The following is a 23588-nucleotide window of genomic DNA, read 5'->3' on the forward strand; positions in this document are numbered from 1 at the left end:
CGGTGATGATGGACAACTACGGTACCCCCGCGCTGGCCCTGGCCAGCGGTGACGGCGCCGTCGTTACCGACCCGGACGGCAAGACCTACGTCGATTTCCTGGCCGGCATAGCGGTGAATATCCTCGGGCACCGTCATCCGGCCGTCATCGACGCCGTGACCAACCAACTGAACACGTTGGGGCACACGTCGAACTTCTATGCCACCGAACCCGGCATCGCGTTGGCCGAGGCGCTCGTCGCGCATCTGGGCACCCAGGCCAGGGTGTTCTTCTGCAACTCCGGTACCGAGGCCAACGAGGTCGCGCTCAAGATCACCCGGTTGACGGGCCGGACGAAACTCGTTGCCGCCGAAGGTGGTTTCCACGGCCGCACGATGGGCTCACTGGCGCTGACCGGCCAGCCGGCCAAGCGGGCACCGTTCGAACCGCTGCCCGGCGACGTCACTTTCGTCCCGTACGGCGACACCCAGGCGCTGGAAGCGGCCGTCGGCGACGACACCGCAGCGGTCTTCCTGGAGCCCATCATGGGCGAGGGCGGCGTCGTCGTGCCACCGGCCGGCTACCTGGCCGCGGCCAGGGAGATCACCACAAACCACGGTGCGCTGCTGGTGCTTGACGAGGTCCAGACCGGCGTCGGTCGTACCGGTGCGTTCTTCGCCCATCAGCACGACGGCATCACCCCGGATATCATCACCCTGGCCAAGGGGCTCGGTGGTGGTCTGCCGATCGGGGCCTGCCTGGCCATCGGCCCCACCGGAGATCTACTCACTCCCGGCCTGCACGGCAGCACCTTCGGCGGTAACCCGGTCTGCACCGCTGCCGCGCTGGCGGTCTTGCGGACCCTGGCTGCCGAGGACCTCGTCGAGAGTGCCGGCACCCTCGGCAAGACACTCAGCGCTGGTATCGAAGAGCTGAATCATCCTCTGGTCAAACATGTTCGGGGTAAGGGCTTGCTGCAAGGCGTCGTGCTCAGCGCACCCAAAGGCAAGGCCGTCGAGCTGGCCGCCCGCGAGGCCGGCTTCCTGGTCAACGCCGCAATGCCCGACGTGGTCCGACTGGCTCCGCCGCTGATCATCAGTGAGGCGCAGATCCAGGAATTCCTCGTGGCACTGCCCGCCATCCTCGACACGGCACAGGACGCATCATGATCCGGCATTTCATGCGCGACGACGACCTGTCCCCGCAAGAGCAGGCCGAAGTGCTCGCGTTGGCCGCCGAGGTCAAGAAGGCGCCGATGAGCCGGCGGCCGCTGGAGGGACCGCGCGGGGTGGCGGTGATCTTCGAGAAGAACTCCACCAGGACCCGGTTCTCCTTCGAGATGGGCATCGCACAACTCGGCGGGCACGCGGTCGTCGTCGACGGGCGCAGCACCCAGCTGGGGCGCGAAGAAACACTCGAGGACACCGGAAAAGTGTTGTCCCGCTATGTCGATGCCATCGTGTGGCGCACCTTCGCCCAGGAGCGGCTGACCGCAATGGCCTCGGGTTCGAGCGTCCCGATCGTCAACGCGTTGTCCGATGAATTCCACCCGTGTCAGGTGCTGGCGGATCTGCAGACCTTGGCAGAACGCAAGGGTGCGCTGGCCGGTCTGAAGATGACGTACTTCGGCGACGGCGCCAACAATATGGCGCATTCGCTGATGCTCGGTGGGGTGACCGCCGGGATCGACGTGACGATCGCCGCCCCAGAAGGTTTCGCCCCGCACCCGATGTTTGTCGCCGCGGCGCAGAAGCGTGGCGCCGAAACCGGTGCGTCGGTGACGCTGACGTCGGATCCGCGCGCGGCGGCCGACGGTGTCGATGTGCTGGTGACCGACACCTGGACGTCGATGGGGCAGGAGAATGACGGGCTGGACCGGGTGCGGCCGTTCCGACCCTTCCAGGTCAACGCCGACCTGCTTGCCCTGGCCGACCCGGAAGCCGTTGTGCTGCATTGTCTTCCTGCGCATCGTGGGCACGAAATCACCGACGATGTGCTGGACGGCCCGCAGAGCGCGGTCTGGGATGAGGCCGAGAATCGGTTGCACGCGCAGAAGGCATTGTTGGTCTGGCTGTTGGAACACTCCCGATGACCAGCACACCCAAAGCGGCTCCCGAGGTCGCGGCCACCAGGGCGGGTCGGCAAGCTCGCATCGTGGCGCTGCTGTCGGCGCATTCGGTGCACAGCCAGACCGAATTGGCCGGGCTGCTCGCCGAGGAAGGTATCGAGGCCACCCAGGCCACCCTGTCGCGCGACTTGGAGGAGTTGGGCGCGGTCAAACTGCGCGGCGCCGACGGCGGCGCGGGTGCCTACGTCGTGCCCGAGGATGGCAGTCCGGTCCGCGGCGTCTCCGGTGGCACCGAACGGGTCACGCGGTTACTCGGGGACCTGCTGGTATCCACCGATTCCAGCGGTAACCTCGCGGTGCTGCGTACTCCACCCGGGGCGGCCCACTACCTGGCCAGCGCGATCGACCGGGCGGCGCTGCCCTACGTGGTCGGGACCGTCGCCGGGGATGACACCATTCTGGTTGTCGCTCGCGATCCCATGACGGGGGCCGAACTGGCCGACGTCATCGAAAACCTGCAGTAGTTTTCCCGAAAAGAAGGAGATTGGTTCATGTCCGATCGCGTCATCTTGGCGTATTCCGGCGGTCTTGACACCTCGGTGGCAATCAGCTGGATCGGCAAGGAGACCGGCCGCGAGGTCGTCGCCGTGGCGATTGACCTCGGTCAGGGCGGTGAGGACATGGAGGTGGTCCGCCAGCGTGCGCTCGACTGCGGTGCGGTCGAGGCCAAGGTGGTCGATGCCCGCGACGAGTTCGCGAACGAATACTGCCTGCCGACCATTCAGTCCAATGCCCTCTACATGGACCGCTACCCACTGGTGTCGGCGATCAGCCGCCCGCTGATCGTCAAGCATCTGGTCGAGGCGGCCCGCGAGTTCGACGGCGGTATCGTCGCGCACGGTTGCACGGGTAAAGGTAATGATCAGGTCCGCTTCGAGGTCGGATTCGCCTCGCTGGCACCCGATCTGGAGGTACTCGCCCCTGTGCGTGACTACGCCTGGACCCGCGAGAAGGCTATCGCGTTCGCCGAGGAGAACGCGATCCCGATCAATGTGACGAAACGGTCGCCGTTCTCCATCGACCAGAACGTCTGGGGCCGCGCCGTCGAGACGGGCTTCCTCGAGCATCTGTGGAACGCCCCGACCAAGGATGTCTACGACTACACCGAAGACCCGACGGTCAACTGGAAGACGCCTGATGAGGTCATCGTCGGATTCGAGAGCGGCGTCCCGGTCTCCATCGACGGCCGCAGCGTCACGGTGCTGGAAGCGATCGTCGAGCTCAACCGGCGGGCCGGTGCCCAAGGTGTCGGACGTCTCGACGTCGTCGAAGACCGCCTCGTCGGCATCAAGAGCCGCGAGATCTACGAGGCGCCGGGCGCGATGGTGCTGATCACCGCGCACACCGAACTCGAGCACGTGACGATGGAACGTGAACTCGCGCGGTTCAAGCGCACCACCGATCAGCGGTGGGGCGAGCTGGTGTACGACGGCCTGTGGTACTCGCCGTTGAAGTCCGCGTTGGAGACCTTCGTCGCCAAGACCCAAGAGCATGTCACCGGCGAAATTCGAATGGTGTTGCACGGCGGGCATATTGCCGTCAACGGCCGACGTAGCCCGACCTCGCTCTACGATTTCAACCTGGCCACCTACGACGAGGGTGATACCTACGACCAGTCCTCGGCCAAGGGCTTCGTGCACATCCACGGTCTGTCGTCGAAGATCGCCGCCGCCCGGGACCTGAACCTGTGACGGGCCCAACCCGATGAGCACCAATGAGGGCGCGCTCTGGGGCGGGCGGTTCGCCGGCGGTCCTTCTGAGGCCCTGGCGGCGCTGAGCAAGTCCACCCACTTCGACTGGGTGCTGGCTCCCTACGACGTCACGGCGTCCAAGGCGCACGCCAGGGTGCTCTACCGGGCCGGTCTGTTGACCGACGAGCAACGCGACGGTCTGCTGGCCGGGCTGGACAGCCTCGGGGAGGATGTCGCCGACGGCAGTTTCGGCCCGATCGTCACCGACGAGGACGTGCACGGTGCGCTGGAACGGGGCCTGATCGACCGGGTCGGCGCCGATCTCGGTGGTCGGCTGCGGGCTGGTCGTTCGCGAAATGACCAGGTGGCCACCCTGTTTCGGATGTGGCTTCGGGATGCGGTGCGCCGTGTCGCCGACGGAGTGCTCGGCGTCGTTGCCGCGCTGGCGACGCAGGCGGCCGCGCACCCGACGGCGATCATGCCCGGTAAGACCCACCTGCAGTCGGCGCAGCCGATCCTGTTGGCGCATCACCTGTTGGCACACGCCCATCCGCTGTTGCGTGATGTCGACCGGATCGCCGACTTCGACGACCGCACCGCCATCTCACCGTACGGATCGGGTGCGCTGGCAGGCTCGTCATTGGGGCTCGATCCCGATTCCATCGCAGAAGAGCTGGGATTCGCTGCGGCAGCCGATAATTCGGTTGATGCGACGGCTTCGCGCGATTTCGCAGCCGAGGCGGCGTTCGTGCTGGCGATGATCGGTGTCGACCTGTCGCGACTGGCTGAGGACATCATCTTATGGAGCTCAACAGAATTCGGCTACGTCAAACTTCATGACTCGTGGTCGACGGGCAGTTCGATCATGCCGCAGAAGAAGAATCCCGATATCGCCGAGTTGACCCGCGGAAAATCCGGTCGGCTGATCGGTAACCTGACCGGCCTGCTGGCCACCCTCAAAGCGCAGCCGCTGGCCTACAACCGCGACCTGCAAGAGGACAAAGAGCCGTTGTTCGATTCGGTGGCCCAGCTGGAAATGCTGTTGCCCGCGATGGCCGGACTGGTCAGCACCTTGACCTTCGACACCGAACGGATGGCGCAACTCGCGCCGGCGGGCTACACCTTGGCCACCGATATCGCCGAATGGCTGGTGCGCAAAGGGGTTCCGTTCCGGGTGGCCCACGAGGCGGCCGGTGCGGCGGTCAAGGTGGCCGAGGCGCGTGGCGTCGGGCTCGACGAGCTGACCGATGACGAGTTCGCGGCGATCAGTCCGGAACTGACACCGCAGGTCCGCGACGTACTCACCGTCGAGGGTTCGGTGAACTCGCGAGACGCCCGCGGTGGCACCGCGCCCATCCAGGTTGCCCACCAACTCGGCGTCGTCCGCGACGTCACCGATCAACTCAGGCTGCGGTTGCGTCGTTGACCGGTCCGCCGACCGATTAGCATCGGCGCCCATGGGTGCCCCATCCGCCGAAGCAGCCCCGGTCGGGCTGCGCGGTCGAGTGCGGCACTGGTTCACCAATCTCGGCTTCCGCCAGATGCGCCAACTCGTCGTCGTGGTGATCCTGGCTGTCACCGCCCTCTTCGGTGGGCTCGACAGCGTCGCCACCACCGTGACCCACGTAAAACCGGGTCAGGAGTTCAGCGATGGCGAGTTCACCGTCACGGTGGATCGGGCCAGGGTGATCGACGAACTGCGCGGCGGAGGAACGTTCCTGCCGGCCAAACCGGGTCGCCGTTACCTCGGCGTGGTGGCCGATATCCGCAACGACGGCACGGTGCCCGGCAAGATGGCGGGGGAGCTCGATCTGCGCGGCGAGGTAGACACCCGCTTCGTCGGCGCGTACCGGATAGCGGACAGCACCTACCTCGGGGTGCTTGGCCCCGGGTTGTCCGATCAGGTGGCGTTCTTCTGGGAGGTACCCGAAGGTGCTGTCAAAGATGGTGATTCGGTGACGCTGCGGATCTGGGAGAAGACATTCACCGAACTGCTCGTCACCTACGGCAAGGCCTGGATCGACAGCGAATCCAAATACGGGCAGATCACGGTGCCGGTCAAGGTCACGCCATGACACTGACCACGCCTAGGCGGCTGGGCCAGTTCGTCGCCCCGCTGACCGCGGTGATCGCCATCGTGGCGTCCGCCTTGGTCTGGCACAACCTGCCCGTCAACACCGATATCTACGCCCCCTTCCCGGTCCGCGGGGAGTCCGGATCGCCGGTACAGGGACGGGCCATCGCCACCACGGTCACCGGTCTGCGGATCGCGCCGCGCGTGACACCGGATCCCGGTCGACCGGTCAACGCCATCGGGGTGTGGGTGATCGTGGATGCGACCGTCGCGGCCACCGAGACCTCCGGCCTGCCACGTGCGGAGTTGTTGATCGGTCCCAACAGTTATCTTCCGACCGATCGCCTGCTACCCGGCACCACCTTGGGTGCTCTGCTCGACCCCGGTATCGCCGAGCAGGGTGCCTGGGTGTTCGACGTGCCGAGCAGCCTGTTGGACACCGTGGACTCGGTGGTGCTGCGGACCTGGCTCGGATTGGATCCGCGGCTGGATTCGCAGCTCGTGGTGAACATTCCGCTGCACGACTCCGGTGTCAGCAGGCTTGACGCGGTGAAGCTGGCTCGCCCCGTCGGTGTGGCGTCATGACCTTGTGGAAGCGCAACGTGATCGGCGCAGTGGTGGCTGTGGTCGCGCTCGTCGTCTTCACGTGGATCGAGGTGCGGCCGAACTGGTTGGCCTACCGGCAGACGGAGATACCTCCGCTGGTGGTGGCGGCCGACCAGAGCGGGACTGTCGGTGGCCAGACCTGGCGGGTGGCCTCGGTCCGGCATCTGGGTAGCAATCCGGCACCAAGCGGGGAACCGCTGCCGAAGAACACGGTGCTGCAGGTGGTGTCGATCGAGCGGTCCGGCACCGCTCCCGACGGTCTCTGCGTCGGCTTCATCACCGACGGGCAGCACCGCTGGCGGGCTCAGAGCATCGGCGCCTTCGCCGTCACCCCGCCGGACGGGGCGACGGGTAACTGCACTAAATCCGGCCCAGTGCAGTTCTCCTTTCTGCTGCCGCACGACGTGGTGCCCACTGCGGTGGACGTCACCGATTTCAACACCAAGATCATGGTGCGGTTGACGCTGTAGCCGGCGCGGGAGCGGTGTTCTCCTCTGTCAAGGCATGCTGAAGGCAGTAGGCAAACGTGCTGGCGATCAAGCAGATTCGCAGAGGCTCGATAATCAGATGTGAGATCAGGCTCAGCGGCGTGGTGTAGGCCGACCAGAATTCCGACGGCTGCGGGCCGAGCACCCAGGCCATGCCACGAAACAGGTAGCCGTCTCCGAACTGCGGCCGGTAGAAACTGCCCGACATGTCCAGCCAGGCCAGCACCAGATAGGCCAGCACGTAAAGCGATAGCGTCACCACCCCGCCATGCAGCACCAATCGCGCGGAATCGACGATCGGCCGGAACTTGCCGACGCGCTCCAGGGCATGGTCACGGGTCTTCTCCCGCCAGGACTCCGGCACCGCACGCAGGCGCTTCTGCAACCGCCTACCCGCTGGCGTCACCCGGGTGTACAGCTTTTGCACCCGGTCACCACCCACCCGTCGGGCCGCACGGTGCCAATCCGCCGTAGCCAGCGACACCCCGTAGACGATGCCTGCGATGGCCAGCCACAGCAGCGGTACCGTCGCGCCGCCGAACGCGGTCCGCAGCGCCCACATCAGCGCAGCCCACGCCTGTTCCAGCGGGGCAAAATGGGAAAACAAGTCAGCACGGGTAGTGCTGAACCACACCACAATTCGACGTTCAGCGATCCAGCCGGCAGGGTCGAGCAGTAGCGTCAGGCCCCGGTTGGCCGAGAAGCTCAGCACCAGGAACACCCATAATGCGTCGACGTACACCCTGATTGGCAGCAGCCACCCCGGTAGCCGATCCTTGAGCCAGCTCAACGCGTAGCGGCTGGCCAGCGCGACGGCGATCAGTACCCAGGTGCTCGTTCCGACCGGGAGGGTGTCGGGATGCAACTGGGTCGGTGCGCCGCCGGCAGCCACCGATGTCATGGACTCGCCGATCCGATAGTTCAGCGCGGCCACCTCGAATGCCAGCCAGTCCTCGGCAAACATTTTCCAGCCCAGGTAGATCGCGAAGAACGGCACAATGACGTTCGCAAAGAGGTCCAGCCGTTGCGCGGACTTCCTGGGATAGCGCGCCAACACCGGAATCGATTGGCGCAGTACCAGGAACATCGCCACATAGGAGCCGAGCCGCGCCAGCCCGGCCAGCGGCATGATCAGCGATGCCCACCAGTCGTTATCGTGGCCGGCCCAGGCCGCCAGTTCGATAGCGCCGGTGCGGCCGAGGAGCCCCAGGAGATAGCAGGCGGCTAGCTGTGGCCAGCACTGCACCCATAGGACAAGGGGCCGTCCCGCAGCGCCCAGCACATTGCGCACCGCCTCATCTTAGGAGTCACTCGGTCGCGTCTGACAGTTCCAGCCAGCGATCTTCGAGTTCGGCGTTTTCCGCTTCCAACGCACGCAGTCGGCTCGTCAGGTCGGCCAGGCCGGCGTAATCGCTGGTGTCATGGGCGGCCATCGTGGCGTGCAGTGCGGAGATCTGCTTGCCGATTTTGGCGATCTTGCGTTCGGCCGCCGCGATCTCCTTTTTGGCCGTGTACAGATCCGCACCCGTCGACCCACCACCCGATGAGGACGGGTTCGACGCCGTACCCGCAGGCGCTGCCTTCGCCAACCGCAGATACTCGTCGACACCGCCGGGCAGATGACGCAAGCGACCGTCGAGGATGGCGTACTGCTGATCGGTCACGCGCTCCAGCAGGTAGCGGTCGTGCGAGACGACGATCAGCGTGCCCGGCCAGGAGTCCAGCAGATCCTCGGTGGCCGCCAACATATCGGTATCGACATCGTTGGTGGGCTCGTCGAGGATCAGCACGTTCGGCTCGGACAAGATGGTGAGCAGCAACTGCAGCCTGCGCCGTTGGCCGCCGGAGAGTTCCTGCACCCGCGCCGACAGGTGCTCGCGGCGGAATCCGAGCCGTTCCAGCAGCGCGGTCGGTGTGATGTCCTTGCCGTCGACCTGGAAGTCGGTCTGCAGCTGGCCCAGTACCTCGCGGACCATCTCGGTCTCGTGGGCGGCCAGGATGCCGGCCTGCTGGTCGAGCATCGCCAACTTCACCGTCTTGCCGCGTTTGACCCGACCGCTGTTGGGGGTGACGGTGCCCGCAATCAGGCCCAGCAGCGTCGACTTGCCCGCACCGTTGGCGCCGAGGATGCCGGTGCGTTCGCCGGGGGCGATGCGCCATTCGACATCGCGCAGCACCTGCCGGTCGTCGAATGAGACCGACACATCGAGCAGGTCCACGACCTCCTTGCCGAGGCGCGCAGTCGCCAGCTTGGCCAGCTCGATCGGGTTGCGCAGCGGCGGCACATCCTCGATCAGCTCATTGGCCGCCTCGATGCGGAACTTCGGCTTCGACGTCCGCGCCGGCGCTCCGCGCCGCAGCCAGGCCAGCTCCTTCTTCATCAGGTTCTGGCGTTTGGCCTCGATGGTCGCGGCTTGGCGGTCCCGCTCGACCCGCTGCAGGATGTACGCCGCGTAGCCGCCGTCGAAGGGCTCGACGATCCCGTCGTGCACCTCCCACGTGTTCAGCGCGACCTCGTCGAGGAACCACCGGTCGTGCGTCACCACCAGCAGCCCGCCGCCGGTGCGGGCCCAACGGGTTTTGAGGTGCCCTGCCAGCCAGGTGATGCCCTCGACGTCGAGGTGGTTGGTGGGTTCGTCGAGGGCGATGACGTCCCAGTCGCCCATCAGCAGCTGCGCCAACTGGACGCGGCGGCGCTGGCCACCGGACAGGGTCGACACCAGGGCGTCCCAGCCGATATCCGCTACCAGACCACCGACGACGTCACGAACTTTGGGGTCACCGGCCCACTCGTGATCGGCCAGGTCACCGACCAGAACGTGTCCGACCGTGCTGGTGCCGTCGAGGATGTCGGACTGGTCGAGGAAGCCGACCCGGACGCCGGAGCGACGGGTAACGCGGCCCGAATTGGGGGAGAGTTGGCCGGTCAACATGCTCAGCAGGCTTGATTTGCCGTCGCCGTTGCGCCCGACGATGCCGATCCGGTCGCCTTCGTTGACCCCGACCGTCAAGGAGTCGAAGACCACCTGTGTCGGGAACTCCAGGTGCAGGGCTTCGGCCCCAAGCAGGTGTGCCACTGCACAAACCTTAGCGGTGCCAAAGCTCAGGGCCGAACTGTGGGGATATGCCATGATGTGCAAGCTGTCGGGCTGGTGAGCAGGACGTTCCCTAGGGGATCAACAGGTGGATGTGAATCTTTCGGCGGTGACGAGGCCGGTTGAGCGGTTGCTCGCCACGGCGCAGAACGGACTCGAGGTGCTTCGCCTCGGCGGCCTGGAGACCGGGTCGTTACCGTCACCGTTCCAGATCGTCGAGAGCGTCCCGATGTACAAGCTCCGGCGGTATTTCCCGCCGGACGTCCGACCCGGCAAGCGACCACCTGGACCGCCGGTGCTGCTGGTGCATCCGATGATGATGTCGGCCAACATGTTCGACGTCACGCGTGACGACGGCGCCGTCGGAATACTGCACGCCGCCGGGCTCGATGCGTGGGTCATCGATTTCGGCGAGCCGGACAAGATCGAGGGCGGTATGCGCCGCACGCTGGCCGATCATGTCGTCGCGCTCAGTGAGGCCATCGACACCGTCAAAGCGACCACCGGCCACGACGTGCACCTCGCCGGGTACTCCCAGGGCGGGATGTTCGCCTATCAGACCGCGGCCTACCGTCGCTCCAAGGACCTGGCCAGCATCATCACCTTCGGTGCGCCGGTCGACACCTTGGCCGCGCTACCGATGGGCATTCCGCCCAATCTCGGTGTGGTCGCCGCCGATTTCATGGCAGACCACGTGTTCAACCGCCTCGATATTCCAGGGTGGTTGGCGCGCACCGGTTTTCAAATGCTAGATCCGCTGAAGACAGCCAAGGCCCGCGTCGATTTCGTGCGGCAGTTGCATGACCGCGAGGCGTTGCTCCCGCGGGAACAGCAGCGCAGATTCCTCGACTCCGAAGGATGGATCGCCTGGTCGGGACCCGCGGTATCCGAACTGCTCAAACAGTTCATCGCGCACAACCGGATGATGTCCGGTGGTTTCGCGATCAACGGCCAACTGGTGACGCTGACCGATATCACCTGCCCTGTCCTGGCTTTCGTCGGCGAGGTCGACGATATCGGCCAGCCTGCCTCGGTTCGCGGGATCCGCAGGGCCGCACCCGATGCCGACATCTACCAAACCATGATCAGGACAGGGCATTTCGGGCTCGTCGTCGGCTCAAAGGCGGCGACCGCGACGTGGCCGACGGTTGCCGATTGGGTGCTGTGGCAGTCCGGGCATGGTTCACGGCCGGCCAATGTGGCACCGATGGACACACAGCCCGACGAAGACATCGAGGGCGGCGTCGCGCTCGCATCGCGAATGGTGCACAGCGTCGGAGAGGTCTCCGAGGTGGCGATCGCCCTGGCCAGGGGAGCGGCCGGAGCGGTGGTGGCCGCCAACAAGTCGATGCGCACACTCGCTGTCGAGACCGCACGAACCCTGCCGCGGTTGACCCGGCTCGGCCAGATTAACGATCACACCAGGATTTCGCTGGGCCGCATCATGGCCGAGCAGGCCCGCGGCGCGCCGACCGGCGAGTTCCTGTTGTTTGACGGTCGGGTGCACACCTATGAGGCCGTCGACCGTCGGGTCAACAACGTGGTGCGCGGCCTGATCGCCGTCGGGATACGCCAAGGCGACCGCGTCGGGGTGCTGATGGAGACCCGGCCCAGTGCGTTGGTGGCCATCGCTGCGTTGTCACGCCTCGGTGCGGTCGCTGTCCTGATGCCGACCGACGGCGACCTCGCGGCCGCGGCCCGACTGGGCGGAGTCGCCGAAGTCCTGACCGATCCAGTCAACCTCGAGGCTGCCCGCAAGCTGTCGCTGCAGGTCCTCGTCCTCGGCGGTGGCGAATCCCGCGATCTGCAACTCACCGATGACGACGGCGCTGTCATCGACATGGAGAAGATCGACCCGGACGCGGTCGAACTACCCGGTTGGTATCGGCCCAACCCCGGTTTCGCGCGCGATCTGGCCTTCATCGCGTTCAGCTCCGTCAGCGGCCAACTGGTCGCCAAACAGATCACCAATTACCGCTGGGCGTTATCGGCGTTCGGTACCGCCTCGACCGCGGCGCTGGGTCGCAGTGACACCGTTTACTGCCTGACCCCGTTGCACCATCAGTCGGGACTGCTGGTGGCGTTGGGCGGTGCGGTCGTCGGCGGGGCCAGGATCGCGTTGTCGCGTGGGTTGCGTCCGGACCGGTTCGTATCGGAGATCCGGCAGTACGGCGTCACCGTCGTCACTTACACCTGGGCGATGTTGCGCGACGTCATCGACGATCCGTCGTTTGCGCTGCATGGGAATCATCCGGTGCGGCTGTTCATCGGGTCCGGTATGCCGACGGGGCTGTGGCGACAGGTCACCGAGGCGTTCGCCCCGGCCAATATCGTCGAATTCTTCGCCACGACCGATGGTCAGGCGATCCTGGCCAATGTGTCTGGGGCGAAGGTCGGCAGCAAGGGCCGACCGTTGCCCGGCGGCGGTCAGGTCGAACTCGCCGCCTACGACGCCGACTCGGACCTGATTTTGGAGGACGACCGCGGCTTCGTCCGGGTGGCGGGTGCCGACGAGGTCGGGGTGCTGTTGGCCCGGCCGCGCGGTCCGATCGATCCGACCGCATCGGTCAAGCGAGGCGTCTTTGCTCCCGCGGATACCTGGGTGTCCACCGAGTACCTGTTCCGCCGCGACGTCGACGGCGACTACTGGCTGGTCGGCAACCGCGGGGCGCTCATTGCCACGGCCCGTGGGCTGATCTATCCCGAGCCGATCACCGACGCGGTCAGCAAGATCAGTTCGGTGGATCTGGCGGTGACCTACGGCGTCGCTGTTGGCGGTAAGGAAGTGGCCGTCACCGCGTTGACGCTGCTGCCCGGCGCCACCATCACTGCGGCCGACCTCGCCGACGCGGTGACCGCGCTGCCGGTCGGCGCCCCGCCGGACATCATTCACGTCGTCAACGACCTGCCGCTCTCGGCGACCTACCGGCCGTCGGCCGGAGCGCTGGCCAAGGCTGGTCTACCCAAGCCGAGCCGGCTGGCGTGGTACCTGGACCAGGACACCGGGCAGTTCAAGCGGTTGACCGCGGCCGTGCGGTCGCAGTTGGCCGGCGCGTAACAGATGCTGCCCGGCATCCGATGCGCTGTTAGGCTCGCCGGAGATGTTCGAAGGGAATCGCATGACTTACCTCGCGACACACAGTGCCACGGGAAATCGGCTCGGCCGCATCCTGGGAGGCGCCGTCCTCAGCAGTGGTGTGGCAATCGCGTTCACGTTGGGGATCGCTTCCGGCACCGCGCAGGCTGACACCACCACCGAGGCGGCTGCACCCGCCGACGCCGCACCACCGCAGAGCGCCGATCAGCTGCTGTCCGCCATTGCGGCCGAGTACGACACCGGAGCGGGTGGCGGCCAGGTCTCCAATCTGGTGCATGCCGTGTTGCAGTTGCGCGCTCAGGGCGTCAAACCATCCGAGGCCAACAGGGCCCAGCTGCAGGATTCGCTCAAGTACCGGCCCAACCAGGTTCCGCTGGTCAACGCACTGAAGTCGACGCTGGCCTACCAGCAGAAGACATTGGCGCTGATGACCCCGCCGTCTTCCGGTGGCGGTTACACGGTCGGTATCAACCAGTACGACCCGTCAAACCCCGGCGTTCTCGGTGGATTCGGGGTGTCGGGCCCGAACGGCGGAATCGGCATCGGCGGCGGATAGTCTCATCGCCGTGCTCGACCAGAAACTTCTCAGCATCATCGTCTGCCCGGCCGACCGGGGGCCTCTGGTGTATGCCGAAAACCAGCTGTACAACCCGCGTCTTCGTCGCGCCTACCGCATCGACGACGGCATCCCGGTGTTGTTGATCGACGAGGCGACGGAGGTCGGCGAGGACGAGCACGCCCGGCTGATGGCCGCGGGCGGCTAACTCTCGAAACCCGGTAGCTCCCCGGTGAGATACCGCTGCAGATTGGGCGCGATGGTGTCGACGATCTGCGCAACCGGCAGCGACGCGAACGGTTCCAGTTCGAAAACGTGCCTGGCCATCGCGACACCGAGAATCTGCGTGGCGACGAATTCGGCGCGGATGACGCCGGACCCGGTGGGGTTGTCCACCCTGGCGGCCAGTTCGGTGACCACGACATCGCGCAGGAACGACCGGAAAATATTGATCTGGTCGCCGGCCAACGCCGACCGCAGTGTCGCGATCAGGCCGGCGCCGATATCGGAATCCCATAGCGGCAGGATCAGCGAAGGCAGCGTGCGCCCCAGCTCGTCGACCGGCGCGGTACGCAGCGGGCCGAGTATCTCGGCGGGATCGAACGGAACGTCGATCGCCGCGGCGAACAGCCGTTCCTTGGTACCGAAATAGTGATGGACCAGGGCAGAGTCGACGCCGGCTTCGGCCGCGATGGCTCGGATCGACGTCTTACCGATGCCGTTGCGGGCGAATAATTCGCGGGCGCTGACCAGGATTCGCAGCCGGGTATCCGAGCTGCCCGATGGGCGTCCCGGTCGGCGTCGTCGATCATCGACAGTCAAGGCGCTACGGGGTCCGTCGCCGCAGGGTGGCGGCGGCCAGGCACAACGCCACCACCGCGAAACCGATGACGATCGCGATATCCCGTACCGCCGTCGATGTCAGATCGGGGTGTTTGCCCACTTCTTGTAGTGCCTCCAAGGCATAACTGGCGGGCAAGGCATTGCTTATCCACTGCAGCCAGTCCGGCAACATGTCGCGCGGCGCGATGATGCCGCACAGCAGTAGTTGGGGGACAACCACCACCGGCATGAATTGCACCGCTTGGAACTCAGTCCGGGCGAACGCGCTGCACAGCAGTCCGAGGCCGACGCCGAGAATCGCGTTGATGATCGCGATCAGGAAGACCCACAACGGGCTGCCCGCGGTAGCAAAGCCGAGCACCCAGAAGGAGAGGATGCACGCGATCGTCGCCTGCGCGGCCGCTGCCACCGAAAACGCGGTGCCGTAGGCGGCGAGCAGATCCAGGCGCCGCAGCGGCGTCGTCAGAATGCGTTCCAACGTTCCGGATACGCGTTCGCGCTGCATCGATATCGACGTGATCAGAAACATCACGATCAAGGGCAGCAGCCCGAGCAGGATCAGGCACGCGTTCTGAAACGGCGCGACGGCGCCCGGTCGCGTCGGGACGTCCTGGAACATGAAATACATCAAGGTGATGACCGCGCTCGGGACCACCAGGATCATCGCGACGCTGCGATGATCCGACGCCAGCTGCCGCAGGATCCGAGTAGTCGTCGCGACGTACGGGCCAAGGATCGACAGGGGCGTCAGCCTGTCGCGGCTGCGGTGTTGTGCCGAATGACCGACAGAAACGCGTCCTCCAGCGAGCTGCATCGGGTGTCCTCTCGTAGTCGATCCGGGGTGGTGTGGGCCAGCAGGTGCCCGTCGCGCATCAGCAAAAGGTCAGCGCAGTGATCGGCTTCATCCATCACGTGACTGGACACCAGCAGCGTCGTGCCCGACCGGGCCAGGGCGTTGAACCGGTCCCACAGGTCGACCCGGAGCAGGGGGTCGAGTCCGACCGTCGGTTCGTCGAGCACCAGGAGGTCGGGTTCGCCGACCAGCGCGCAGGCCAGTGAGACGCGGCTGCGCTGGCCGCCGGAGAGATTGCCGCAGTAGTCGGTGCTGTGTTCGGTAAGACCGACGGCCTTGATCACCTCTAAGCTCTGCGATCGCGGTGCGCCGTAGAGGGCGGCGAAGTAGCGCACGTTGTCGATCACTCGCAGATCGTCATAGACCGTCGGGTTCTGCGTGACATAGCCCACCCGATGCCGCAGGGCGGGGGAGCCGGCCGGGTGTCCGAGCACATCGATCGACCCGGCCGCCACGATCTGCGTGCCGACGACACAGCGCATCAGCGTGGTTTTTCCACAGCCCGACGGGCCCAGCACGCCCGTGATCGTCCCGCGGGCGATCCTGACCGACAAGTCGTGGATGACTTCAGACTTTCCGCGCACCACGCGCAGCCCCGAGACGATGACAGCAGCGCCATCGTCGCTGCTCAATAATTCATCGTGCGATGAACTCATCATGTGATGAATATGCGCCGCAGCGCTCGGCATGTCAACAGTGTCGATACAACTCGGCACAATGGGCCCGGTGACCGCACGGCAATTGGCGACGGATCCGCTCTCCGCCGCCAAGCTCCTTCTCGGGGCGACGCTGACCGGGCGCGCAGTGAGCGCAACCGTCGTCGAAGTCGAGGCCTACGGCGGCATACCCGAGGGTCCGTGGCCGGATGCCGCATCGCACTCCTACCGCGGGGAAGGCGGGCGCAACACCCTGATGTTCGGCCCGGCCGGGCGGCTCTACACCTATCGCAGCCACGGCATTCATGTCTGCGCGAACGTGGTCTGCGGGCCGGATGGCACGGCGGCGGCGGTTCTGCTGCGGGCTGCGGTGGTCATCGAGGGCCTGGATGCCGCCCGTGCCCGCAGGGGTCCTGCGGTTGGCGACGTCGCGCTGGCCCGCGGTCCGGGGAACCTGTGTTCAGCGCTCGATATCGCCATGTCCGATAACGGTCTTGACCTCTTCGATCCGGCCAGCCCGGTGCGACTGACATTGCCCGATTCGCCGGCGGCCGATCCGCAGCCGATCCTCAGCGGCCCGCGGGTCGGCGTCAGCAAGGCCGCCGATCGGCCGTGGCGGTTCTGGGTCCCAGACCGACCAGAGGTTTCGGCCTTTCGGCGCAGTCCCCGGGCGCCAGTTCCCGGGGCAAGCGACTAGCGCTCGGCGATACGGGAAGATCAACGCATGGGTACGACGATTTTCGATGAACTCACTTGGCGCGGACTGATCGCGCAGTCCACTGATCTCGACGCGCTGGCGGCGGAGGCGGCGAAGGGTCCGCTGACGGTCTACGCGGGATTCGACCCGACCGCGCCCAGCTTGCACGCCGGGAACCTGGTGCCGCTTCTCACACTGCGCCGCTTCCAGCGTGCCGGTCACCGACCCATCGTGCTGGCCGGCGGCGCCACCGGGATGATCGGTGATCCGCGCGATACCGGTGAGCGCACGCTCAACACCGATGACACCGTGGCGGATTGGGCTGATCGGATCCGGGGCCAGCTCGAGCGTTTTGTTGACTTCGACACATCGCCGACGGGTGCGGTGATCGTCAACAACCTGGATTGGACCTCGCAGCTCTCCGCGATCGACTTCCTGCGGGACGTCGGGAAACACTTCTCCGTCAACGTGATGCTCGACCGCGACACCATCAAACGCCGACTCGACGGCGACGGGATCTCCTACACCGAATTCAGCTACATGCTGCTACAGGCCAACGACTACGTGGAGTTGCAGCGGCGTTATGGCTGCTCATTGCAGATCGGTGGTTCCGATCAGTGGGGCAACATCATCGCCGGCGTGCGGCTGGTCCGGCAGAAGTTGGGTGCGACAGTGCACGCCCTGACCGTGCCGTTGGTCACCGACTCTGACGGGGCGAAGTTCGGTAAGTCCACCGGCGGTGGGAGCGTCTGGCTCGATCCGGCGATGACCAGCCCGTATGCCTGGTACCAGTACTTCTTCAACACCGCTGACGCCGACGTCATCCGCTACCTGCGGTGGTTCACCTTCCTGAGCGCTGACGAGTTGGCCGAGCTGCAAGAGGCTACAGCGACCCGCCCCCATGAGCGGGCAGCGCAACGCCGACTTGCGCAGGAATTCACCACCTTGGTGCACGGAGCGGCGGCGACCGCCTCGGTGGAGCTCGCCAGCCAGGCGTTATTCGGCAGGGGAGAACTCTCCGGCCTGGACGAGCCGACGCTGGCCGCTGCCCTACGGGAGGTGAGCGGTTCGAACGCAGTGGCCGAGCTCAAGCCGGGCGAGCCGGACGGGATCGCCGATCTGCTGGTGGCCTCGGGGTTGGTCGCCAGCAAGGGGGCTGCCCGTCGTGCCATCGCCGAAGGAGGGGTCTCGGTCAACAACGTCCGGGTCACCGGCGACGACTGGGTGCCGTCCCAGACGGACTTTCTGTTCGGCACCTGGCTTGTGTTGCGACGGGGGAAACGCAACGTGGCCGGCGTCCAACGAATCTGAGCAGGTCAGGTTGATCTTGATCAGCCCAAAACCGCCATCTAGCAGGCGATTTGACTCTGAGTTTTCCGGCACGTAACTTAGTCCAGGTCAGAGCGACCCGGCCAAGCCGGAGAGCGCAAGACCTCCCCGGGAATTACCCTGGTAACCAGGGTGTCTCGAAACGTCCGCACTACGATTCAGCGGCTTAAATGCCGCAGAATTTGTGCGCGGTCGGTAGGGGATGCAGTACGGCGTGTTGTTTGAGAACTCAATAGTGTGTTTGGTGGTTTTTGTTTGTTGTTTTTTTGGCCATCCTTGTGGGGGGACTCCCCGTCTTCCTGTCTTGCTTGGGTGGTTGTTTTTTTGATGCCAGTTTTTGGTGTCTTTTTGTTAGGTTCAGATTTTTCTGATTCGAATTCACCTGTCTTTGGATGGGTTGTTTTTGTTTGGAGAGTTTGATTCTGGCTCAGGACGAACGCTGGCGGCGTGCTTAACACATGCAAGTCGAACGGTAAGGCCTTTCGGGGTACACGAGTGGCGAACGGGTGAGTAACACGTGGGTGATCTGCCCTGCACTTTGGGATAAGCCTGGGAAACTGGGTCTAATACCGAATATGATCATGGCCTTCATGGGTTGTGGTGGAAAGCTTTTGCGGTGTGGGATGGGCCCGCGGCCTATCAGCTTGTTGGTGGGGTAATGGCCTACCAAGGCGACGACGGGTAGCCGGCCTGAGAGGGTGACCGGCCACACTGGGACTGAGATACGGCCCAGACTCCTACGGGAGGCAGCAGTGGGGAATATTGCACAATGGGCGCAAGCCTGATGCAGCGACGCCGCGTGAGGGATGACGGCCTTCGGGTTGTAAACCTCTTTCAGTAGGGACGAAGCGCAAGTGACGGTACCTATAGAAGAAGGACCGGCCAACTACGTGCCAGCAGCCGCGGTAATACGTAGGGTCCGAGCGTTGTCCGGAATTACTGGGCGTAAAGAGCTCGTAGGTGGTTTGTCGCGTTGTTCGTGAAAACTCACAGCTCAACTGTGGGCGTGCGGGCGATACGGGCAGACTAGAGTACTGCAGGGGAGACTGGAATTCCTGGTGTAGCGGTGGAATGCGCAGATATCAGGAGGAACACCGGTGGCGAAGGCGGGTCTCTGGGCAGTAACTGACGCTGAGGAGCGAAAGCGTGGGGAGCGAACAGGATTAGATACCCTGGTAGTCCACGCCGTAAACGGTGGGTACTAGGTGTGGGTTTCCTTCCTTGGGATCCGTGCCGTAGCTAACGCATTAAGTACCCCGCCTGGGGAGTACGGCCGCAAGGCTAAAACTCAAAGAAATTGACGGGGGCCCGCACAAGCGGCGGAGCATGTGGATTAATTCGATGCAACGCGAAGAACCTTACCTGGGTTTGACATGCACAGGACGTGCCTAGAGATAGGTATTCCCTTGTGGTCTGTGTGCAGGTGGTGCATGGCTGTCGTCAGCTCGTGTCGTGAGATGTTGGGTTAAGTCCCGCAACGAGCGCAACCCTTGTCTCATGTTGCCAGCACGTAATGGTGGGGACTCGTGAGAGACTGCCGGGGTCAACTCGGAGGAAGGTGGGGATGACGTCAAGTCATCATGCCCCTTATGTCCAGGGCTTCACACATGCTACAATGGCCGGTACAAAGGGCTGCGATGCCGTGAGGTGGAGCGAATCCTTTAAAGCCGGTCTCAGTTCGGATCGGGGTCTGCAACTCGACCCCGTGAAGTCGGAGTCGCTAGTAATCGCAGATCAGCAACGCTGCGGTGAATACGTTCCCGGGCCTTGTACACACCGCCCGTCACGTCATGAAAGTCGGTAACACCCGAAGCCGGTGGCCTAACCCGTAAGGGAGGGAGCCGTCGAAGGTGGGATCGGCGATTGGGACGAAGTCGTAACAAGGTAGCCGTACCGGAAGGTGCGGCTGGATCACCTCCTTTCTAAGGAGCACCACGAGATCTGGGCCGGCCCGCATATCGCGGTTTACCGAGATTCAGACGATTCGTTGGATGGGCCTGGCCTGTAGTGGGTTTCAGGTTCTGGTGCGCAACAAACATTGTCGGTTTCTTGTCCTTCGGGGTGGGGGCCACCATCAGACACACTATTGGGCTTTGAGGCAACAGGCCCGCTCGTTCTTCGTCCCTTCGGGGAAACCGGAACGGTGCGTGCCATCCCCGATCTAGGGGGTGGTGGTGAGTTTGTTTCCGCTCCACTTGGTGGTGGGGTGTGGTGTTTGATTTGTGGATAGTGGTTGCGAGCATCTAGCGCACAGCAGGTTCGTGTCTTCCTTTGGGGGATGCGGGTGTTGGTGTGTGTAATCTGATGTGCAATTTTTACTCATTTTTTGGTTTTTTGTGTTGTAAGTGTTTAAGAGCGCATGGTGGATGCCTTGGCATTGAGAGCCGATGAAGGACGTAGGAGGCTGCGATAAGCCTCGGGGAGCTGTCAACCGAGCGTTGATCCGAGGATGTCCGAATGGGGAAACCCAGCACGAGTGATGTCGTGTTACCCGTACCTGAATACATAGGGTGCGGGGGGGAACGCGGGGAAGTGAAACATCTCAGTACCCGTAGGAAGAGAAAACAATTGTGATTCCGTGAGTAGTGGCGAGCGAAAGCGGAGGATGGCTAAACCGGACGCATGTGATACCCGGCAGGGGTTGTGTGTGCGGTGTTGTGGGGTTCGTCTTCTCAGATCTGCCGGTCTGGGCAACAGTGATAAAAGTTTGTGTTAGCCGAAGTGGCCTGGGATGGTCTGTCGTAGAGGGTGAGAGCCCCGTAGGCGAAAACATGTAACTCTGTTGTGACGGTGTCCCCGAGTAGCAGCGGGCCCGTGGAATCTGCTGTGAATCTGCCGGGACCACCCGGTAAGCCTGAATACTTCTCAATGACCGATAGCGGATTAGTACCGTGAGGGAATGGTGAAAAGTACCCCGGGAGGGGAGTGAAATAGTACCTGAAACCGTGCGCTTACAATCCGTCAGAGCCTTCGTGTTAAAGCGTGGGGTGATGGCGTGCCTTTTGAAGAATGAGCCTGCGAGTCAGGGACATGTCGCGAGGTTAACCCGTGTGGGGTAGCCGTAGCGAAAGCGAGTCTGAATAGGGCGTATCCCCGTAAGGGGTGTAGTGGCGTGTTCTGGACCCGAAGCGGAGTGATCTACCCATGGCCAGGGTGAAGCAGCAGTAAGATGTTGTGGAGGCCCGAACCCACTTAGGTTGAAGACTGAGGGGATGAGTTGTGGGTAGGGGTGAAAGGCCAATCAAACTCCGTGATAGCTGGTTCTCCCCGAAATGCATTTAGGTGCAGCGTTGCATGTTTCTTACTGGAGGTAGAGCTACTGGATGGCCAATGGGCCCTAAAAGGTTACTGACGTCAGCCAAACTCCGAATGCCGGTAAGTGAAAGTGTGGCAGTGAGACGGCGGGGGATAAGCTCCGTGCGTCGAGAGGGAAACAGCCCAGATCGCCGGCTAAGGCCCCTAAGCGTGTGCTAAGTGGAAAAGGATGTGTAGTCGCGAAGACAACCAGGAGGTTGGCTTAGAAGCAGCCACCCTTGAAAGAGTGCGTAATAGCTCACTGGTCAAGTGATTATGCGCCGATAATGTAGCGGGGCTCAAGCACACCGCCGAAGCCGCGGCAATCAAACTTTGTTTGGTTGGGTAGGGGAGCGTCCTGCATCCAGTGAAGCCGCGGAGTGATCCAGTGGTGGAGGGTGTGGGAGTGAGAATGCAGGCATGAGTAGCGATAAGGCAAGTGAGAACCTTGCCCGCCGAAAGACCAAGGGTTCCTGGGGCAGGCCAGTCCGCCCAGGGTGAGTCGGGACCTAAGGCGAGGCCGACAGGCGTAGTCGATGGACAACGGGTTGATATTCCCGTACCCGTGTGTGAGCGTCCCTGATGAATCAGAGGTACTAAGCGCCCAAAACTATGATCACCGGAGGCCTTCGGGTTGATGGGGTTGTAGGGCTGCGCGTGACCTTCTTTGGTAGTAGTCAAGCGACGGGGTGACGCAGGAAGGTAGCCGTACCAGTCAGTGGTAATACTGGGGTAAGCCTGTAGGGAGAGACCTAGGTAAATCCGGGTTTCACATATCCTGAGAGGTGATGCATAACCGAATGAGGTGAATTCGGTGATCCTATGCTGCCAAGAAAAACCTCTAGCGAGCACACACACGGCCCGTACCCCAAACCAACACAGGTGGTCAGGTAGAGAATACCAAGGCGTACGAGTGAACTATGGTTAAGGAACTCGGCAAAATACCTCCGTAACTTCGGGAGAAGGAGGACCCCCATATCGTCATGGCACTTGCTGCCGGCAGCGGGAGGGGGTGGCACAAACCAGTGAGAAGCGACTGTTTACTAAAAACACAGGTCCGTGCGAAGTCGCAAGACGATGTATACGGACTGACGCCTGCCCGGTGCTGGAAGGTTAAGAGGACCGGTTAACCCTTCGGGGTGAAGCTGAGAATTTAAGCCCCAGTAAACGGCGGTGGTAACTATAACCATCCTAAGGTAGCGAAATTCCTTGTCGGGTAAGTTCCGACCTGCACGAATGGCGTAACGACTTCTCAACTGTCTCAACCATAGACTCGGCGAAATTGCACTACGAGTAAAGATGCTCGTTACGCGCGGCAGGACGAAAAGACCCCGGGACCTTCACTACAACTTGGTATTGATGTTCGATTCGGTTTGTGTAGGATAGGTGGGAGACTGTGAAGCGGTCACGCTAGTGATTGTGGAGTCGTTGTTGAAATACCACTCTGATCGTATTGGACCTCTAACTTCGAACCGTATATCCGGTTCAGGGACAGTGCCTGGTGGGTAGTTTAACTGGGGCGGTTGCCTCCTAAAATGTAACGGAGGCGCCCAAAGGTTCCCTCAACCTGGACGGCAATCAGGTGTTGAGTGCAAGTGCACAAGGGAGCTTGACTGTGAGACGTACATGTCGAGCAGGGACGAAAGTCGGGACTAGTGATCCGGCACCCCCGAGTGGAAGGGGTGTCGCTCAACGGATAAAAGGTACCCCGGGGATAACAGGCTGATCTTCCCCAAGAGTCCATATCGACGGGATGGTTTGGCACCTCGATGTCGGCTCGTCGCATCCTGGGGCTGGAGCAGGTCCCAAGGGTTGGGCTGTTCGCCCATTAAAGCGGCACGCGAGCTGGGTTTAGAACGTCGTGAGACAGTTCGGTCTCTATCCGCCGCGCGCGTCAGAAGCTTGAGGAAATCTGTCCCTAGTACGAGAGGACCGGGACGGACGAACCTCTGGTCCACCAGTTGTCCCACCAGGGGCACGGCTGGATAGCTACGTTCGGACAGGATAACCGCTGAAAGCATCTAAGCGGGAAACCCCTTCCAAGACCAGGCTTCTCACCCATTCAGTGGGATAAGGCCCCCCGCAGACCACGGGATTGATAGACCAGACCTAGAAACCTCGTAAGAGGCGCAGGGAACTGGCACTAACCGGCCGAAAACTTACAACAACCACCATGGTGGTAAAAGCAAAACACCATTATCG

General features: G+C 63.5%; 18 protein-coding genes and 2 rRNA genes. 15 read left to right on the forward strand and 5 right to left on the reverse strand.

The features are described from left to right. The first annotated feature begins 5 nt into the window (after nt 1-5). From ADBZ9O_RS16505 to ADBZ9O_RS16540, 8 genes are read left to right on the forward strand one after another with little or no spacing between them, the layout of a single operon-like run. On the forward strand, nt 6-1148 hold the full coding sequence (locus ADBZ9O_RS16505; protein WP_526533220.1) for an acetylornithine transaminase: 1143 nt from the start codon (nt 6-8) through the stop codon (nt 1146-1148). Further along, nucleotides 1145-2071 carry an ornithine carbamoyltransferase gene (gene argF / locus ADBZ9O_RS16510; protein WP_526523653.1) on the forward strand — a complete coding sequence of 309 codons (927 nt, stop codon included), beginning with the start codon at nt 1145-1147 and terminating at the stop codon, nt 2069-2071. Before ADBZ9O_RS16505 ends, argF begins: the two co-directional genes overlap by 4 nt. Then, nucleotides 2068-2571 (forward strand): arginine repressor, encoded by a 504-nt coding sequence (locus ADBZ9O_RS16515; protein ID WP_526523655.1) that lies wholly within the window; start codon nt 2068-2070, stop codon nt 2569-2571. The genes argF and ADBZ9O_RS16515 overlap by 4 nt, the downstream gene beginning before the upstream one ends. Nucleotides 2572-2598: 27 nt before the next feature. Further along, on the forward strand, nt 2599-3798 hold the full coding sequence (locus ADBZ9O_RS16520; RefSeq protein WP_526523656.1) for an argininosuccinate synthase: 1200 nt from the start codon (nt 2599-2601) through the stop codon (nt 3796-3798). 13 nt (nt 3799-3811) lie between these two features. Further along, a complete protein-coding gene (gene argH, locus ADBZ9O_RS16525; RefSeq protein ID WP_526523658.1) occupies nt 3812-5224 on the forward strand; it encodes an argininosuccinate lyase in 1413 nt (470 codons plus the stop codon). Between the two features lie 31 nt (nt 5225-5255). Beyond that, the gene (locus ADBZ9O_RS16530; protein WP_526523660.1) at nt 5256-5873 is read left to right on the forward strand and encodes a hypothetical protein; all 618 of its coding nucleotides are present in this window, start codon (nt 5256-5258) and stop codon (nt 5871-5873) included. Beyond that, entirely contained in the window at nt 5870-6457 is a 588-nt protein-coding gene (locus tag ADBZ9O_RS16535; RefSeq protein ID WP_526523662.1) for a hypothetical protein, read from the forward strand. The genes ADBZ9O_RS16530 and ADBZ9O_RS16535 overlap by 4 nt, the downstream gene beginning before the upstream one ends. After that, nucleotides 6454-6948 (forward strand): hypothetical protein, encoded by a 495-nt coding sequence (locus tag ADBZ9O_RS16540; RefSeq protein ID WP_526523664.1) that lies wholly within the window; start codon nt 6454-6456, stop codon nt 6946-6948. Before ADBZ9O_RS16535 ends, ADBZ9O_RS16540 begins: the two co-directional genes overlap by 4 nt. Here the strand turns inward: ADBZ9O_RS16540 and ADBZ9O_RS16545 are convergent. After that, nucleotides 6926-8257 (reverse strand): hypothetical protein, encoded by a 1332-nt coding sequence (locus ADBZ9O_RS16545; protein WP_526523666.1) that lies wholly within the window; start codon nt 8255-8257, stop codon nt 6926-6928. The genes ADBZ9O_RS16540 and ADBZ9O_RS16545 overlap by 23 nt on opposite strands. 16 nt (nt 8258-8273) lie before the next feature. Next, nucleotides 8274-10043 carry an ABC-F family ATP-binding cassette domain-containing protein gene (locus ADBZ9O_RS16550; RefSeq protein ID WP_526523668.1) on the reverse strand — a complete coding sequence of 590 codons (1770 nt, stop codon included), beginning with the start codon at nt 10041-10043 and terminating at the stop codon, nt 8274-8276. A 106-nt stretch (nt 10044-10149) separates the two neighbouring features. Between ADBZ9O_RS16550 and ADBZ9O_RS16555 the strand changes: the two genes are divergently transcribed. The 3 genes from ADBZ9O_RS16555 to ADBZ9O_RS16565 all read left to right on the forward strand — a co-directional run bounded on the left by ADBZ9O_RS16555 (nt 10150) and on the right by ADBZ9O_RS16565 (nt 13922). Continuing rightward, on the forward strand, nt 10150-13119 hold the full coding sequence (locus ADBZ9O_RS16555) for an AMP-binding protein (protein WP_526523670.1): 2970 nt from the start codon (nt 10150-10152) through the stop codon (nt 13117-13119). A gap of 61 nt (nt 13120-13180) precedes the next feature. Continuing rightward, the gene (locus ADBZ9O_RS16560) at nt 13181-13714 is read left to right on the forward strand and encodes a hypothetical protein (protein WP_526523672.1); all 534 of its coding nucleotides are present in this window, start codon (nt 13181-13183) and stop codon (nt 13712-13714) included. 10 nt (nt 13715-13724) lie between these two features. After that, nucleotides 13725-13922, forward strand: a complete 198-nt coding sequence (locus ADBZ9O_RS16565) for a Trm112 family protein (protein ID WP_526523674.1) — start codon at nt 13725-13727, stop codon at nt 13920-13922. Here ADBZ9O_RS16565 and ADBZ9O_RS16570 read toward each other — a convergent pair. The 3 genes from ADBZ9O_RS16570 to ADBZ9O_RS16580 are packed head-to-tail and all read right to left on the reverse strand — an operon-like array spanning nt 13919 to nt 16069. Continuing rightward, a complete protein-coding gene (locus ADBZ9O_RS16570; RefSeq protein ID WP_526523675.1) occupies nt 13919-14536 on the reverse strand; it encodes a TetR/AcrR family transcriptional regulator in 618 nt (205 codons plus the stop codon). The genes ADBZ9O_RS16565 and ADBZ9O_RS16570 overlap by 4 nt on opposite strands. Before the next feature lie 4 nt (nt 14537-14540). Then, nucleotides 14541-15371 (reverse strand): ABC transporter permease, encoded by an 831-nt coding sequence (locus ADBZ9O_RS16575; RefSeq protein WP_526523677.1) that lies wholly within the window; start codon nt 15369-15371, stop codon nt 14541-14543. After that, entirely contained in the window at nt 15305-16069 is a 765-nt protein-coding gene (locus ADBZ9O_RS16580; RefSeq protein WP_526533222.1) for an ABC transporter ATP-binding protein, read from the reverse strand. Before ADBZ9O_RS16580 ends, ADBZ9O_RS16575 begins: the two co-directional genes overlap by 67 nt. Nucleotides 16070-16136: 67 nt before the next feature. On the opposite strand from ADBZ9O_RS16580, the gene ADBZ9O_RS16585 reads away from it, so the two are divergent. From ADBZ9O_RS16585 to ADBZ9O_RS16600, 4 genes are all read left to right on the forward strand, one after another. Further along, nucleotides 16137-16763 (forward strand): DNA-3-methyladenine glycosylase, encoded by a 627-nt coding sequence (locus tag ADBZ9O_RS16585; RefSeq protein ID WP_526523679.1) that lies wholly within the window; start codon nt 16137-16139, stop codon nt 16761-16763. 27 nt (nt 16764-16790) lie between these two features. Further along, the gene (gene tyrS / locus ADBZ9O_RS16590) at nt 16791-18074 is read left to right on the forward strand and encodes a tyrosine--tRNA ligase (RefSeq protein WP_526523680.1); all 1284 of its coding nucleotides are present in this window, start codon (nt 16791-16793) and stop codon (nt 18072-18074) included. A 422-nt stretch (nt 18075-18496) separates the two neighbouring features. Beyond that, nucleotides 18497-20014, forward strand: a 16S ribosomal RNA gene (locus tag ADBZ9O_RS16595). A gap of 417 nt (nt 20015-20431) precedes the next feature. Beyond that, nucleotides 20432-23553: ribosomal RNA gene (locus ADBZ9O_RS16600) — 23S ribosomal RNA — on the forward strand. Together the 16S and 23S rRNA genes form the textbook arrangement of a ribosomal RNA operon. Nucleotides 23554-23588 lie beyond the last annotated feature (35 nt).

The sequence above is a fragment of the Mycobacterium sp. genome (genome assembly GCF_965229105.1).
GTDB lineage: Bacteria > Actinomycetota > Actinomycetes > Mycobacteriales > Mycobacteriaceae > Mycobacterium.